Origin of the sequence: Nonomuraea sp. B5E05, assembly GCF_039880665.1 — a bacterium.
Lineage (GTDB): Bacteria > Actinomycetota > Actinomycetes > Streptosporangiales > Streptosporangiaceae > Nonomuraea.
In genome coordinates, this window is the sequence record NZ_JBDPMJ010000017.1 from 42,891 (window position 1) to 56,931 (window position 14,041).

Below are 14,041 nucleotides of genomic sequence, written 5' to 3' on the forward strand. Positions count from 1 at the left end.
CGGGTGGCTCAGCCTGGCCGCCTCTGGTTCCCGATGTACTCCTTGATGATCGGCAGGGTTGGCCCGCCGCAGGACGCGGCGAAATACGAGGGGGACCAGAGCTGGCTGCCCCACCGATACCGGCGGATGTGGACCGGAAACTCCTTGCGCAGCGCGGATATCGGGTTCGGGTTCCCCGCGCTGCGACGTGGACCTTGATAGTGTGTTCGATTGTGAAACTGGTGGTGCAGGTGAAGCTCCTGCCGACGCCGCAGCAGGCGGCGGCGCTGGAAGCCACCCTGGACGCCGTCAACCGAGCGGCGAATCTGGTCGCGGCACTGGCGTTCCAGCGCCGCTGTTTCCGCAACTTCGACCTGCGCAGGCACGCCTACGATCAGATCAAGGCGGAGTTCGCCCTGGCCGCCCAGGCCGCCCAGCATGTGATCAAGAAGGTGTGCGACGCCTACCGCACGCTGCACGCCAACCTGGCCGCCGGGAGTCTGGGCAAGCCCGGATCCCGGCGCCGTCTCAAGGCCGTAGCCAAGCCGGTCTCCTTCCGGCCGCTGGCGGCTCAGCCGTATGACGACCGGTGCCTGTCCTGGCAGCACGAGGCGCGGACGGTGTCGATCTGGACGATCGGCGGCCGGCTGAAAGGGGTGGCCTTCACCGGCTCGGACCAGCACCTGGCGCTGCTGGCCGTCCACCGCCGTGGCGAGTCGGATCTGGTGTGCCGGGACGGGATGTGGTTCCTGCACGCCACCATCGAGGTCCCTGACGTCCCGGCCGCCGCGCCGGAGGGGTTCTTGGGCGTGGACCTGGGCATCGCCAACATCGCCACCACCAGCACCGGTACCCGGCATTGCGGCAAGGCACTGAACGCGGTCCGCCACCGGCGGCGCGAGCTGCGACGCCGGTTGCAGGCCAAGGGCACCAAATCGGCCAAGCGGCTGCTGAAAAAGCGGCGCCGGGCCGAGGCGCGGTTCGCCGCCGACACCAATCATGTCATCGCCAAGCAGATCGTGACCGAGGCAGAACGCACCGGACAAGGGATCGCCCTGGAAGACCTCCAAGGCATCCGCGAGCGGGTACGGCTTCGCAAGCCCCAGCGGGTCACGCTGCATGCGTGGAGCTTCCACCGACTCGGGAGCTTCATCTCCTACAAGGCGGCCCGGGCCGGGGTCGCCGTCATCCACGTCGACCCGTCCTACACCAGCCAGCAGTGCTCGGCCTGCGGGCACGTGGACAAGTACAACCGGCCCGGCCAGGAAACCTTCTCCTGCACGTCGTGCGGCTTCGCTGAGCACGCCGACGTCAACGCAGCCCGCAACATCGCCGCACGCGGTGATACGGGCTGGGCAGTGAGTCACGCTGCCTGACGCGGACCGGACCGTCGAAGCCATCGACGGCGAGGAGCTGCAAGCTCGGTCGTTCACGTTCACGGCCGAGAAGCTGACATATGGCGTAAGCGCATCCAGCACCGCATGTGGAGCGCTACCGCCACCACGGCGGCGGGCAACATCATCTGCTGGCGGCTGCCGGGATCGGGGTCCACGGGCAGACAGGACATGTGGAGCGCCCGGTGGCTGGAGGGACCTCTGTGCAGGCAGTTTGTCCTGTGACGGGTAGCGCGTGCTCATATGAGCAAATTTCGGCTCATGTGTTGCCGCCAGGTGAACGTGCGACTTAGCGTGCGTTACCACGTCACATACGGAGGTCCCTATGCGTGGATTCCGGCTGTTCAAAATGCCTGTCCTCCTCCTTTCCATCACCGCCCTGGCCGCCTGCTCGGTGTCGACCACCCCCGGCGGGTCCACCGCCGGCGCGAGCCAGGAGGCCGGCGACGGCCCGCTCGTCATCGGCTTCAGCCAGGCGACCCAGCAGTCCCCGTTCTACGTGCAGCTGCGCGAAGGAGCCGAAGCCGCCGCCAAGAAGGCCGGCGCCACGCTCTACTTCGCGGACGCGGGCGGGGACGTCACCAAGCAGAACAACGACGTCCAGGACCTCATCACGCGGCAGGTCGACGTCCTGCTCATCAACCCGGTCGACCCGCAGGGCGTGCAGCCCGGCCTCGCCGCCGCCAAGGCGGCCGGAGTCTCGGTGGTGACCGTGGACCGGCCGGTCGCCGAGGGCGCGGTCGCCCACGTCGGGCGCGACAACAAGGCGATGGGCGAGCTCGTCGGCAAGCGGCTCAGCGAGCAGCTCGGCGCCAAGGGCGGCACCGTCATCGAGATCAAGGGAGACGCGGGCGGCGCCGTGGCACGCGACCGCAGCGCCGGATTCCACGAGGCCGTCAAGGCCAATCCGAAGATCAAGATCGTGGAGGGGCCGTACGCGGACTACGTCCGTGCCAAGGCCGTCACGGCCATGCAGGACCTGCTCCAGGTCAACCCCGGCGTGTCCGCCGTCTACGCGCACAACGACGACATGGCGCTCGGCGCGCTGAAGGTGCTCAACGAGAGCGGCAAGAGCAAGGTCCTCGTCGCCGGCGTGGACGGGCTCATGGAGGCGGTCAAGGAGATCGCCGGCGGCGGGCAGTACGTCGCCACGGCGCTCAACGACCCCATCTCGCTCGGCTCGAAGGCCGTGGAGACGGTGCTCAAGGTCGGCAAGGGCGAGAAGGTCGAGCCCTCCATCGACGCGGGCACCGAGCTGATCGACCCGGACAACGCGGCCCAGTACACCGGGTCCGGAGAGTTCGCCCAGGCGCGCGAGCAGTGACCACCGGCGAATACCAGGAAGGCGGAGATATGACCATGCAGGCCGCAGTGCTCCACGCGCCCGGGGACATCCGGGTGGAGCAGGTGCCCGTACCCGAGCCCGGCCCCGGCGAGGCGCTCGTTCGCGTCGCGGCCTGCGGGGTGTGCGGATCGGACATCCCGCGCATGTTGTCCGCGGGGGCCTACCACTTCCCGATCATCTGCGGTCACGAGTTCTCGGGGCACGTGGTCCGGATGGGCGAGCGCCTGGCCGCCACGGGCCGCGTGCGCGAGGGCGACCTGGTCACCGTGCCCCCGCTCATCCCGTGCCACGCCTGCGCGCCGTGCAGCCAGGGGAACTTCAGCCTCTGCCAGAACTACGGCTACTTCGGCAGCCGCAGGGACGGCGCGTACGCCCAGTACGTCACCGTCCCCGACGAGAACCTCATGGTGTTGCCCGCCGACCTCGACCCGAGGGCGGCGGCCATGCTGGACCCGGCGGCGATCGCCCTGCACGCCCTGTGGCGGACGAAGATGCGCGGCGGCCACCGGGTCGCGGTCGTCGGCGCCGGACCCATCGGGCTGTTCGCCGTACAGTGGGCGCGCATCGCCGGCGCCGCCGAGGTGCTCGTGATCGAGCTGAACGAGCAGAAGGCCGCCATGGCGACGGAGGCGGGCGCCACGCACACCGCCACCAGCTCCGAGGCCGCCGCCGACCTGGTCGGCGAGGGGTACGACGTGGTCGTCGAGTCCGCGGGCGTGCCCGCCACCATCGACCAGGCGGTGGCGCTGACGGCCCGGCACGGCGAGGCGGTGTTCATCGGCATCCCGCATGAGCCCGTGGTGCTGCCGAAGGCCACGTTCAGCTCCTTCCTGCGCCGCGAGGTCACGCTGCACGGCGCGTGGAACTCCTTCTCGGCGCCGTTCCCCGGCGAGGAGTGGCGGGAGGCGGCCAGGTTGCTCGCCTCCGGTGAGCTGGCCTGGAAGTTCATGATCACGCATGAGCTGGGGCTGGAGGCGCTGCCCGAGACCATGGCCGGACTCGGGGAACGTTCCATCTTCAGCTCCAAGGTGCTCTTCCTGCCGAACGAGGAGTGACGATGAGCGCTTTCCTCGCCCTAGACCTCGGCACGGAGGGCGCTCGCGCGGCGGTCTACACCGTGGAGGGCACGCAGGCCGGGGCGGGCGACGACGCCTACCCGACCAGCTTCCCCAGGCCCGGCTGGGCCGAGCAGGACCCGGAGCACTGGTGGCGGGCGAGCGTCCGCGCCGCCCGCGCGGCGCTCGCCGAGGCGGGGAACCCGCAGATCGCCGGGGTCGCGGTGGCCACCACGGCCTCCACGGTGGCCGTCCTCGACCGGAACGGGCGCCCCCTGCGGCCCGCCCTGCTCTGGATGGACGGCCGGGCCGGCGAGGAGTCGGCGCGGACCGCGCGGAGCGGCCACCCGGTGCTCCGCTACTCGGGCGGCTCGGACGCGGTGGAATGGCTGGTGCCCAAGGCCATGTGGCTGGCCCGCCACGAGCCCGGGACCTACCGCCGGGCCGCGCGCATCACCGAGGCGGTGGACTATATGGTGTGGCGGCTCACCGGGCGGTGGGCGGGATCGCGGATGAACGCGGTCTGCAAGAGCAACTACGACCCGCGCGGCGCCGGGTTCCCGCACGACCTGTACGAGCAGCTCGGCGTCGGCGACCTGGCAGGAAAGCTGCCGGACGAGATCGTCCCCGTCGGCGACCCGATCGGGCCCGTCAGCGCCGCGGCCCGCGAGGAGCTGGGCATCACCGGCCCGGCCGTCGTCGCGTCCGGCGGGATCGACGCGCACCTGTCGCTGCTGGCGATCGGCGGCGCCCCCGAGGGCCGGGTGTCGATCGTGTGCGGCACGTCCAACGCGTTCGTCACGGAGATCGCCGAACCGGTCTTCCCGCCCACCGTGTGGGGGCCGTACCCGGACGCGCTGCGCACCGGGCGCTGGCTCGTCGAGGGCGGCCAGGTGAGCGCGGGCTCGGTGCTGGCCTGGGCGGGGGAGCGGCTCATGGGACGGCCGCGAGCCGAGATCGGCGGGCTCATCGAGGCCGCGTCGGCGCTGCCGCCGGTCGAGCACGGCCTGATCGTCCTCGACTACTTCATGGGCAACCGCACGCCCCTGCGCGATCCGCTGCTGCGCGGGGCGGTTCTCGGGCTGACCCTGGCCAGCTCGCCCGAGCAGGTCTACCGGGCCGCCGTGGAGGGCGTCGCGTACGGCACCCGGCAGGTCATCGACTCGTTCACCGAGGGCGGGATCGGCGTGGAGGAGATCTTCCTGTCCGGCGGCATCCGGCACAACGAGCTGTGGCTCCAGACGACCGCCGACGTGCTCGGCCGGCCGGTCAGCCTGGTCGCGGGGGACAACCTCACGTTGCGCGCCTGCTCGGTGATCGCCTCGGTCGGCGCAGGCCGGCACGCCTCGCTCGCCGAGGCGGCGGCGGAGTACGCGCCGCGCACCCGCACCATCGAGCCGGTCCCCGAGCACCGGGACGCCTACCGGCAGGGCTACGCCGACTACCGGGCGGCCACCGAGGCCACCACGCCGCTCGCGCACCGCCTGAACGCGCCGGAACGGAGGCAGGCCCCATGACCGTCCCCGCCGGCTACGACGACCAGCTCTACGAGGTCGCCATCCGCTACTACGAAGGCGGGGAGACCCAGGAACAGATCGCCCACGCCCTGCACCTCACCCGCTGGAAGGTGGGCAGGATGCTGGCCGAGGCACGCCAGGCCGGGATCGTCCGGATCGAGGTGCTGCACCCGAGGTCCCGGGTGCGCGCCCTGGAACAGTCGCTCAAGGAGCGCTGCGGGCTGCGCGACGCGGTCGTGGTGGCCGGTGGCGGCAACAGCGGCGCGGAGGACCTGCGCGACCGGGTCGCCGCGGCCGGCGCCGACCACCTCATGGCGATGCGGCCCACGCCCCGGCTGATCGGCGTGTCGTGGGGGCGCACGCTCGACCGGCTGGCCGGCGGGCTCAAGCCCGGATGGGCCACCGGCGTCAACGTCGTGCAGATCAACGGCGCGCTCAGCCGGTCGCGGCAGCCGACCAGCGCGCACAGCATGGCGAGCCTGATCGCCCACCACGGCGGCGGCACCGCCACGCTGCTGCCCGCCCCGGCGATCCTGGAGCAGCAGAGCACCCGGGCTGTGCTGGAGAGCGACCGGGCCGTCTCCGACGTGCTCGCCCTCGCCACCCGGGCCGACCTGTTCCTGTTCAGCCCCGGCGGCATGGGCAGCGACTCCGTGCTGGTCGACTCCGGCCAGATCGACGCCGGCCACCTGTCCAGGCTCGCGGAGGCCGGCGCGGTGGGCGACGTGCTGGGCCGCTTCATCGACCGCGACGGCCGCGTCGTGGACCCCAGCCTGGACGGGCGCACCCTCGGCCTGTCACTGGACGTCCTGCGCGCGTCCACCGCCTCCGTCGCGCTCGTCAGCGGCGAGGCCAAGCACGCGGTGTGCCGGGCCGTCGTGGCGAGCCGCCTCTGCGACGTGCTGATCACCGACGACCAGAGCGCGACGTACCTGCTGGACACGTGGAAGGAGGGGGCATGACGGACGAGCGGCTGCGGATGTCGGGGATCGTCAAACGGTTTCCCGGCACGGTCGCCCTGGACGGCGTGGAACTGACCGTACGGGCCGGCGAGGTGCACTGCCTGCTGGGCGAGAACGGCGCGGGCAAGAGCACGCTGATGAAGATCCTGGCCGGCTCCTACCGCCCGGACGAGGGGACGATCCTGCTGGACGGCGAGCCGTTCAGCCCTTCGACCCCGCACGCCGGGCTGGCCGCCGGCGTCGCCGTCATCTACCAGGAGCTCGACCTGCTGCCCGACCTGACCGTGGCGCAGAACCTGCTGCTGGGCCGCTCCCCCCGGCTCGGCCCGTTCGTCCGCGGGGCGCGGCGGGCGAGGCTGGCCCGCCAGGCGCTCGACCGGGTGGGCGCGCGTTTCCCCGTGACCACCCGCGTCAGGGACCTGCCCATCGCGGCCCAGCAGCTCACCGCCATCGCCAAGGCGCTGACCGCCGACGCGCGGGTGATCGTCATGGACGAGCCGTCCGCCACGCTCGGCGAGAGCGAGCTGGCGGCGGTGTTCGGCGTCATCCGGTCGCTCACGGAGGAAGGACGCTCGGTCATCTTCATCTCGCACCGGCTCGACGAGGTCAAGGAGATCGGCGACCGCGCCACCGTGCTGCGCGACGGCCGGACGGCGGGCGTCTACGACCTGGCCTCGACCACGCCGGACGAGATCGTGGCCGCGATGATCGGCGAGGCCAAGGAGCTCGTGCGCCCCGCCGATCATCCCGCGCCCGAGGGTGAGCCGCTGCTGGTCGTCGACCGGGTCCACGTGCCGGGGCTGCTCGACGTGCGCGACATCGAGGTGCGCCCCGGCGAGGTCGTCGGGCTGGCCGGGCTGGGCGGCGCGGGGCGTACCACGCTGCTGCGGGCGCTCTTCGGCGACCTCAAGGCGCACGTCACCGCCCGGCTGGACGGCCGCCCGCTCAAGGCGGGCAACCCGGCCGCCGCGGTGCGCGCCGGCCTCGCGCTGGTGCCGGAGAGCCGCAAGGAACAGGGCCTGATGCTCGGCCTCTCGGTGGGCCGCAACGCGGCGATCGCGGCACTCGACCGGCCACCGTGGCTGCTGCCAGGGCGGCTCGGACGGCGCCTGGCCGCACCCGCGCTGGCCGGGCTCGGCGTCAAGACCGCCGGGCAGGGCCAGCTCGTCGGCCAGCTGTCCGGCGGCAACCAGCAGAAGGTCGTGCTGGCCAAGTGGATCACCAGGGGCGGGATCAGGGTCCTGCTGCTGGACGAGCCCACCCGCGGGCTCGACGTCGGCGCCAAGGCCGACCTCTACCGCCAGGTACGCGACCTCGCCGGCCAGGGCGTGGCGGTCCTGCTCGCCAGCAGCGAGCTCAACGAGCTGACCGCCAACGCCGACCGCATCCAGGTCCTGTACGAGGGCCGCAACATCGCCCGTTTCGACCCGAGGGTCAGCCCGGAGAGCGCCATAGCGCACGCCGTCATCACAGGAGCGACACCATGACCACCTCGATCGGATCCTCGGTGGCCGCGTCCGCCGAGCAGGCCGGCGGCGCCCGGTCGCGGCGCGGCGCCGACCTGATCGTCAAGTCCAACCTGCTGCTGGTCTTCCTCGCGTTGTGCGTCGTCGCGACGCTGCTGGCCCCGCAGTTCCTCACCGGCCGCAACATCGCCAACCTGCTGCAGCAGTCGTCGCTCACCGGGATCGTCGCCATCGGCATGACCATGGTGGTGCTGACCGCGGGCATCGACCTGTCGGTCGGCAGCGTGGCCGCCTTCGGCGGGATGACGGTCGCCATCCTCATGACCTCGGGCGTGCCCGTGCTCCCGGCGATCCTGCTCAGCGTGCTGGCCGGCGCCGTGTTCGGCGCGATCATGGGCGGGTTGTCGGCGTACCTGGCGTTGCCGGCCTTCATGACCACGCTGGCCGGGCTCACCGCGATCCGCGGGCTCACGTACCTGCTGACCGACGGCAAGCCCGCGGAGGCGGCGGGGGCGGAGTCGTTCCAGCTGCTCGGCGGCGGGTTCGTCGGCTACGTCCCGATCGTCGGGATCATCTTCGTGGTGATCACGATTCTCGCCGCCGTGGTGCTGCGCGGCACCACCTTCGGCGAGTACGTCTACGCCGTCGGCAGCAACAAGGAGGCCGCGCGGCTGTCGGGGCTGCCGGTGCGCGGCGTGATCACCACCGTGTTCGCGGTGTCCGGCGCGCTGGCGGCGCTCGCGGGCGTGCTGCTCACCTCGCGGCTGACCGTCGGCCAGCCCACCGCGTTCAACGGGCTGGAGCTGGACGCCATCGCGGCCGTCGTGCTCGGCGGCACCAACCTGTTCGGCGGCAGGGGCGGGGTGTTCGGCACCTTCGTGGCGGTGCTGCTGCTGTCGGTGCTGCGCAACCTGTGCAACCTGCTCGGCCTGGGCTCCTTCTTCCAGATGGTGGTGACCGGCCTGATCCTGCTGGTCGCCCTCGTACTCAACATGCTGATCGAAAGGCGTGGCGCCCGTGCCTGACACCCTTCCATCCGGCTCGTTGCGGGCCTACCTGCACGGGCTGCCCGGCGTCGACGAGGTGGGCGTGCGCCGCCGCGCCGCCGACCTGGCCACCCGGTCGATCAAGACCACGGCCAAGCGCCAGGCGATCGACCTGGCCATCCGCATGGTCGACCTGACCACGCTCGAAGGGGCGGACACGCCGGGCAAGGTCCGCGCCCTGGCGGCCAAGGCCATGCGGCCCGACCCCGCCGATCCCACCGCGCCCGCGGTCGCCGCCGTCTGCGTCTACCCCGACATGATCCCGGTGGCCGCGCCCGTCCTGGCGGGCAGCGGCGTGGGGCTCGCCTCCGTCGCCACCGGCTTCCCCGCCGGGCGCACGTCGCTGGAGGTGAAGCTGGCCGACACGCGTACGGCGGTCGCCGCCGGAGCCACCGAGATCGACATGGTCATCGACAGGGGCGCGTTCCTCGCCGGCGACTACCGCAAGGTCTTCGACGAGATCGTGGCGGTCAAGGAGTGCTGCGGTGACGCGCACCTGAAGGTCATCCTCGAGACCGGCGAGCTCGTCACCTACGACAACGTACGGCGGGCGTCCTGGCTCGCGCTGCACGCCGGAGCCGACTTCATCAAGACCTCCACCGGCAAGGTCGCGCCCGCCGCCACCCTGCCGGTCACCCTGGTCATGCTGGAGGCGGTCAGGGACTATCGGGCCGCCGCGGGACGGCAGGCCGGGGTGAAGCCGGCCGGCGGCATCCGCACCACCAAGGATGCGATCCGCTACCTGGTGCTGGTCAAGGAGGTGGCCGGGGAGAGCTGGCTGGACCCGGCGCGGTTCCGGCTCGGCGCTTCGACGTTGCTGAACGACCTGCTCATGCAGCGCGCCAAGCTCGGCACCGGGCATTACGCAGGGCCCGACTACTACACGATCGACTGAGGGGACCCGTGGAGATCTTCGACTACGCGCCCGCGCCGGAATCACGGTCGATCGTGACGATCCGGCCGGCGTACGACCTGTTCATCGACGGCGAGTTCACCGAGGCCAAGAGCGACGAGCGGATCGTGACGGTCAACCCCGCCGACGAGGAGCCGCTCGCCGAGGTGGCCGCGGCGTCCGACGCCGACGTGGACCGCGCCTTCGCCGCCGCCCGCCGGGCCTACGAACGGGTGTGGTCGCCGCTGCCCGGCGCGGAACGCGGCAAATATCTGTTCAGGATCGCGCGCATCATCCAGGAACGCGCCCGCGAGCTGGCCGTGCTCGAATCGCTCGACAACGGCAAGCCCGTCAAGGAGACCCGCGACGTCGACCTTCCCCTGGTCGCGGCGCACTTCTTCTACCACGCGGGCTGGGCGGACAAGCTCGCGCACGCCGGGCTCGGCCCCTCGCCGCGCCCGCTCGGCGTGGCCGCGCAGGTCATCCCGTGGAACTTCCCGCTGCTGATGCTCGCGTGGAAGGTCGCGCCCGCGCTGGCGACCGGCAACACGGTGGTGCTCAAGCCCGCCGAGACCACCCCGCTGACCGCGCTGGCGTTCGCGGAGATCTGCCAGGAGGCGGAGCTGCCGCCCGGCGTGGTCAACATCGTGACCGGCGCGGGCGGCACCGGCCGCGCCGTGGTCGCCCACCCGGACGCGGACAAGGTGGCCTTCACCGGCTCGACCGGCGTCGGCAAGGAGATCGCCCGCGCCGTGGCCGGCACGTCCAAGCGGCTCACCCTGGAGCTGGGCGGCAAGGGCGCCAACATCGTGTACGACGACGCGGCGATCGACCAGGCCGTGGAGGGCATCGTCTCCGGGATCTTCTTCAACCAGGGCCACGTGTGCTGCGCGGGCTCCCGCCTGCTGGTCCAGGAGTCGATCGCCGAGGAACTGCTGGCCAGGCTGCGGGCCAGGATCGAGCGGCTGCGGCTCGGCGACCCGCTGGACAAGAACACCGACATCGGCGCGATCAACTCGGCCGCGCAGCTCGCCAGGATCCGCGACCTGGCCGCCGCCGGCGAGGCGGAGGGCGCGAGCGGCTGGTCGCCCGCGTGCCCGATCCCGGAGCGCGGCTACTGGTTCCCGCCCACCGTGTTCACCGGCGTCACGCAGGCGCACAGGATCGCCCGCGAGGAGATCTTCGGCCCGGTGTTGTCGGTGCTCACCTTCCGCACCCCCGAGGAGGCCGTCGCCAAGGCGAACAACACACCGTACGGGCTGTCCGCCGGGGTGTGGACGGAGAAGGGCTCCCGCATGTTGTGGACCGCGAGCCGGCTGCGCGCCGGCGTCGTGTGGTCCAACACCTTCAACGTGTTCGATCCCGCCAGCCCGTTCGGCGGCTACAAGGAGTCCGGTTACGGCCGCGAGGGCGGCCGGCACGGGCTGGAGGCATACCTTGGCTGACAGGACCGCTTCCGCGCCGGCCCGCGTGGCCGTGCGCAGGACGTACAAGCTCTACCTCGGCGGGGCGTTCCCGCGTTCGGAATCAGGCAGGTCGTACCCGGTGACATCCTCCAGCGGAGTCCACCTCGCCAACGCGGCCCTGGCGTCGCGCAAGGACGTGCGCGACGCCGTCGTGGCGGCGCGCAAGGCCTTTCCCGGCTGGTCGGGCCGCACCGCCTACAACCGAGGCCAGATCCTCTACCGGATCGCCGAGATGATGGAGGGGCGGCGCGCGCAGTTCGCCGCTGAGGTGGCCGCCGCCCAGGGCATGAGCGAGGCGCGGGCCCAGGGGGTGGTGTCCGCCGCGATCGACCGCTGGGTCTACTACGCCGGCTGGGCCGACAAGCTCGGCCAGGTCCTCGGGGCGGCCAACCCGGTGTCGGGCCCCTACTTCAACCACTCCCAGCCCGAGCCGGCCGGGGTCGTGGGCGTCCTCGCGCCCGACGGCTCCCCGCTGCTCGGCCTGGTCGCGGTGCTCGCGCCGATGATCACCGCGGGCAACACGGCGGTGCTGGTGGCGAGCGAGCGGGCCCCGCTGCCCGCCGTCACGCTCGCCGAGGCGCTGGCCACCTCCGACCTGCCGGGCGGCGTCGTCAACGTCCTGACCGGCCGGCTCGGCGAGCTGGCGCCGCCGCTGGCCGGGCACGCCGACGTGAACGCCCTGGACCTGGCCGGGGCGGGCGGTCTGGCCGCCGAGCTGGAGGAACTGGCGGCGGGCACGCTCAAGCGGGTCGTACGGCCTGGCCGCCACGACGACTGGTCCGCCGCCGATCCCGGTGTGGCCCGCATCCGGCCCTTCGTGGAGACGAAGACCGTCTGGCACCCGATGGGCCTCTGACGCACCCGGCTCGGGTGAGCGCCCGCCCTTCGGCGGCACCGGCCGGGCTCCGAGAGGAGCCCGGTCCGGGGCGGCGGTCAGCTGGAATGGTCGATGATGATCACGACGTTGCCGATCTTCCGGCCGGAGTCGACATAACGGTGCGCCTCGACGATGTCGGCCAGCGGATATCGCCGGTCGATGACCGGCGTGAAACGGCCGGACTCGATCAGGTCGCGGAAATACAGGGCCGTTTCCCGGTCGTTTCTCGGCAGCGGCATGAGCACTTTCCTGCCGCCGAGCGGCCGGGTGACGAGCGGGAGGAACACGTTCTGCCACATCGGGCCGACGTCGGAGGCGGCGTAGACGCCACGCGGTTTCAGCAGCCGGCGGCAGCGGCCGAACGTGCTCTTGCCGACCGCGTCGATGACGACGTCGTATTTCTCCGTGTCGCGGGTGAAGTCGACGGCGGTGCGGTCGATGACCCGGTCGGCGCCCAGACCGCGTACCAGCTCCATGGTCCCCGTGTCGCAGACCGCCGTCACCACGGCCCCGCGAGCCTTCAGCAGCTGGACCGCGGCCGAGCCGATGGCCCCGGTCGCGCCGTAGACCAGGACGTCGTGGCCCTCCCCGACCTGCGCGGCCGTGATGATGGACAGCGCGTAGTGCGAGCCCTCGGTGCTGGGGGCGGCCTCGTCATAGCCCAGGCCGTCGGGGATGGTGGCGAGCGTGCCGTCCGCGGAGATGGTCATGTACTCGGCGTGAGCGCCGAACGTGGCGTCGTTGTAGCCGAACACCCGCTCGCCGACCTGGAAAGCGGTGACCTCGTCGCCGACGGCCGCTATCTCCCCAGCGAACTCGTTGCCGAGAATGCGCAGCCTGGGCCGGAAGAAACCCGCGAAAAATCTCCAGAGGAACGGCTTGGCGGCGCGTAACGCGCAGTCGGTGCGATTGACCGTGGTCGCGTGAACCCTGACGAGCAGCTCGTCCGGCTTGACCGCGGGTCTTTCCACCTCGGTCACGCCGACCACGTCGGGCGAGCCGTACCGTAATCGCACCGCGGCTTTCATAGCTGGATTGTAGCCACCGTCAGGCGCGGGCGCTCGCCGTGAACGGGGGCGGGCGCCGCCCCGGTTCACGGCGAGCGCCCGCCGGGTGCCTCAGCCGAGGCGGGCCAGCTCCTCCGCGCTGAGCTCCAGATCCACGGCCGCGATCGAGTCGAGAATGCTTTCCGGGCGGCTGGCACCGGGAATGGGGATGACCACGGGGCTGCGGGCGAGTTCCCAGGCCAGGCAGACCTGGTGCGGGGAGACGCCGTGGTCCTTCGCGATCTCGGAGAAGGCGGCGTACCGCTCGCTCAGCTCGCCGGTGCGCCCGATGCCGCCCAGCGGAGACCAGGGCAGGAAGGCCAGGCCCAGCTCGGCGCAGACGCCGATCTCGGGCTCGCTGGAGCGGAACCGGGGCGAGTACTCGTTCTGCACGCTGACCAGGCCGTCGCCCAGGATGTCGTGGGCGAGCCTGATCTGCTGCGGATCGGCGTTCGAGATGCCCGCCATCTGGATCTTGCCGGCGTCGAGCAGGTCCTTCAGCGCGCCCATGGTCTCCTCGTACGGGACCGTCGTGTCGGGCCGGTGGTGCTGGTAGAGGCCGATGCTGTCGACGCCGAGGGCCTTGAGCGAGCGGTCGCAGGCCTGCTTGAGGTGCGACGGGCGGCCGTCCCTGCCCCAGCCGCCGTCCGGCGTGCGGGTGCACCCGCCCTTGGTGGCGACGAGCACGGTGCCGGCGTCGCCCGCCCACAGGCCCAGGGCCTTGGCGACCAGGCGTTCGTTGTGGCCGACGTCGTCGTGCGAAGGGGTGTAGGCATCCGCCGTGTCGATCAGCGTGATGCCGGCGTCCAGGGCCGCGAGGATGGTACGGATCGACTGGGCCTCGTCGGGCATGTGCCCGGCCACCGACATGGGCATGGCGCCGAGCCCGATGGCTGAGACGTGGCGCTGGCCGATGGCGCGTGTTGTGCGGGAATTGCGCATGAGTACACCCTGTCGGCTGGAGTGCACTCCAGGTCAATTCCCAGGCGCCCCGTG

12 protein-coding genes and 1 pseudogene are annotated in these 14,041 nt (G+C 71.9%); 10 read left to right on the forward strand and 3 right to left on the reverse strand.

The genetic code is table 11. The annotated features are described in order from the left end of the window. Positions 1-8: 8 nt before the first annotated feature. Positions 9-139: pseudogene (locus tag ABGB01_RS28455) on the reverse strand (transposase); the annotation flags it as partial. Positions 140-212: 73 nt separating this feature from the next. Here ABGB01_RS28455 and ABGB01_RS28460 point away from each other — a divergent pair. From ABGB01_RS28460 to ABGB01_RS28505, 10 genes are all read left to right on the forward strand, one after another. Continuing rightward, positions 213-1,355, forward strand: a complete 1,143-nt coding sequence (locus ABGB01_RS28460) for a transposase (protein ID WP_347776592.1) — start codon at positions 213-215, stop codon at positions 1,353-1,355. Positions 1,356-1,722: 367 nt separating this feature from the next. Then, a complete protein-coding gene (locus ABGB01_RS28465) occupies positions 1,723-2,697 on the forward strand; it encodes a substrate-binding domain-containing protein (RefSeq protein ID WP_347776593.1) in 975 nt (324 codons plus the stop codon). 29 nt (positions 2,698-2,726) lie between these two features. After that, positions 2,727-3,773: a galactitol-1-phosphate 5-dehydrogenase gene (locus tag ABGB01_RS28470; protein WP_347776594.1), complete on the forward strand. Its 1,047-nt coding sequence runs from the start codon at positions 2,727-2,729 to the stop codon at positions 3,771-3,773. Between the two features lie 2 nt (positions 3,774-3,775). Beyond that, positions 3,776-5,290: an FGGY-family carbohydrate kinase gene (locus ABGB01_RS28475; RefSeq protein WP_347776595.1), complete on the forward strand. Its 1,515-nt coding sequence runs from the start codon at positions 3,776-3,778 to the stop codon at positions 5,288-5,290. After that, positions 5,287-6,252, forward strand: coding sequence for a sugar-binding domain-containing protein (locus ABGB01_RS28480; RefSeq protein WP_347776596.1), 966 nt, complete (start codon positions 5,287-5,289; stop codon positions 6,250-6,252). Before ABGB01_RS28475 ends, ABGB01_RS28480 begins: the two co-directional genes overlap by 4 nt. Beyond that, positions 6,249-7,739: a sugar ABC transporter ATP-binding protein gene (locus ABGB01_RS28485; RefSeq protein ID WP_347776597.1), complete on the forward strand. Its 1,491-nt coding sequence runs from the start codon at positions 6,249-6,251 to the stop codon at positions 7,737-7,739. The genes ABGB01_RS28480 and ABGB01_RS28485 overlap by 4 nt, the downstream gene beginning before the upstream one ends. Next, positions 7,736-8,743, forward strand: a complete 1,008-nt coding sequence (locus tag ABGB01_RS28490) for an ABC transporter permease (RefSeq protein WP_347622637.1) — start codon at positions 7,736-7,738, stop codon at positions 8,741-8,743. Before ABGB01_RS28485 ends, ABGB01_RS28490 begins: the two co-directional genes overlap by 4 nt. Beyond that, positions 8,736-9,659: a deoxyribose-phosphate aldolase gene (gene deoC / locus ABGB01_RS28495; protein WP_347776598.1), complete on the forward strand. Its 924-nt coding sequence runs from the start codon at positions 8,736-8,738 to the stop codon at positions 9,657-9,659. Before ABGB01_RS28490 ends, deoC begins: the two co-directional genes overlap by 8 nt. Positions 9,660-9,667: 8 nt before the next feature. After that, positions 9,668-11,101, forward strand: coding sequence for an aldehyde dehydrogenase family protein (locus ABGB01_RS28500; RefSeq protein ID WP_347776599.1), 1,434 nt, complete (start codon positions 9,668-9,670; stop codon positions 11,099-11,101). Continuing rightward, on the forward strand, positions 11,094-11,978 hold the full coding sequence (locus ABGB01_RS28505) for an aldehyde dehydrogenase family protein (RefSeq protein WP_347776600.1): 885 nt from the start codon (positions 11,094-11,096) through the stop codon (positions 11,976-11,978). Before ABGB01_RS28500 ends, ABGB01_RS28505 begins: the two co-directional genes overlap by 8 nt. Before the next feature lie 77 nt (positions 11,979-12,055). On the opposite strand, the gene ABGB01_RS28510 is transcribed toward ABGB01_RS28505, so the two are convergent. Continuing rightward, positions 12,056-13,027 (reverse strand): NAD(P)-dependent alcohol dehydrogenase, encoded by a 972-nt coding sequence (locus ABGB01_RS28510; RefSeq protein WP_347776601.1) that lies wholly within the window; start codon positions 13,025-13,027, stop codon positions 12,056-12,058. A 90-nt stretch (positions 13,028-13,117) separates the two neighbouring features. Further along, on the reverse strand, positions 13,118-13,987 hold the full coding sequence (locus tag ABGB01_RS28515) for an aldo/keto reductase (RefSeq protein ID WP_347776602.1): 870 nt from the start codon (positions 13,985-13,987) through the stop codon (positions 13,118-13,120). Positions 13,988-14,041: the final 54 nt, after the last annotated feature.

Bases quoted from the DNA above. Each gene is read 5' to 3' on its own strand.
- ABGB01_RS28465 (WP_347776593.1), top strand. From the start codon at position 1,723: ATGCCTGTCCTCCTCCTTTCCATCACCGCCCTGGCCGCCTGCTCGGTG.
- ABGB01_RS28470 (WP_347776594.1), top strand. From the start codon at position 2,727: ATGACCATGCAGGCCGCAGTGCTCCACGCGCCCGGGGACATCCGGGTG.
- ABGB01_RS28475 (WP_347776595.1), top strand. From the start codon at position 3,776: ATGAGCGCTTTCCTCGCCCTAGACCTCGGCACGGAGGGCGCTCGCGCG.
- ABGB01_RS28480 (WP_347776596.1), top strand. From the start codon at position 5,287: ATGACCGTCCCCGCCGGCTACGACGACCAGCTCTACGAGGTCGCCATC.
- ABGB01_RS28485 (WP_347776597.1), top strand. From the start codon at position 6,249: ATGACGGACGAGCGGCTGCGGATGTCGGGGATCGTCAAACGGTTTCCC.
- ABGB01_RS28490 (WP_347622637.1), top strand. From the start codon at position 7,736: ATGACCACCTCGATCGGATCCTCGGTGGCCGCGTCCGCCGAGCAGGCC.
- ABGB01_RS28510 (WP_347776601.1), bottom strand. From the start codon at position 13,027: ATGAAAGCCGCGGTGCGATTACGGTACGGCTCGCCCGACGTGGTCGGC.
- ABGB01_RS28515 (WP_347776602.1), bottom strand. From the start codon at position 13,987: ATGCGCAATTCCCGCACAACACGCGCCATCGGCCAGCGCCACGTCTCA.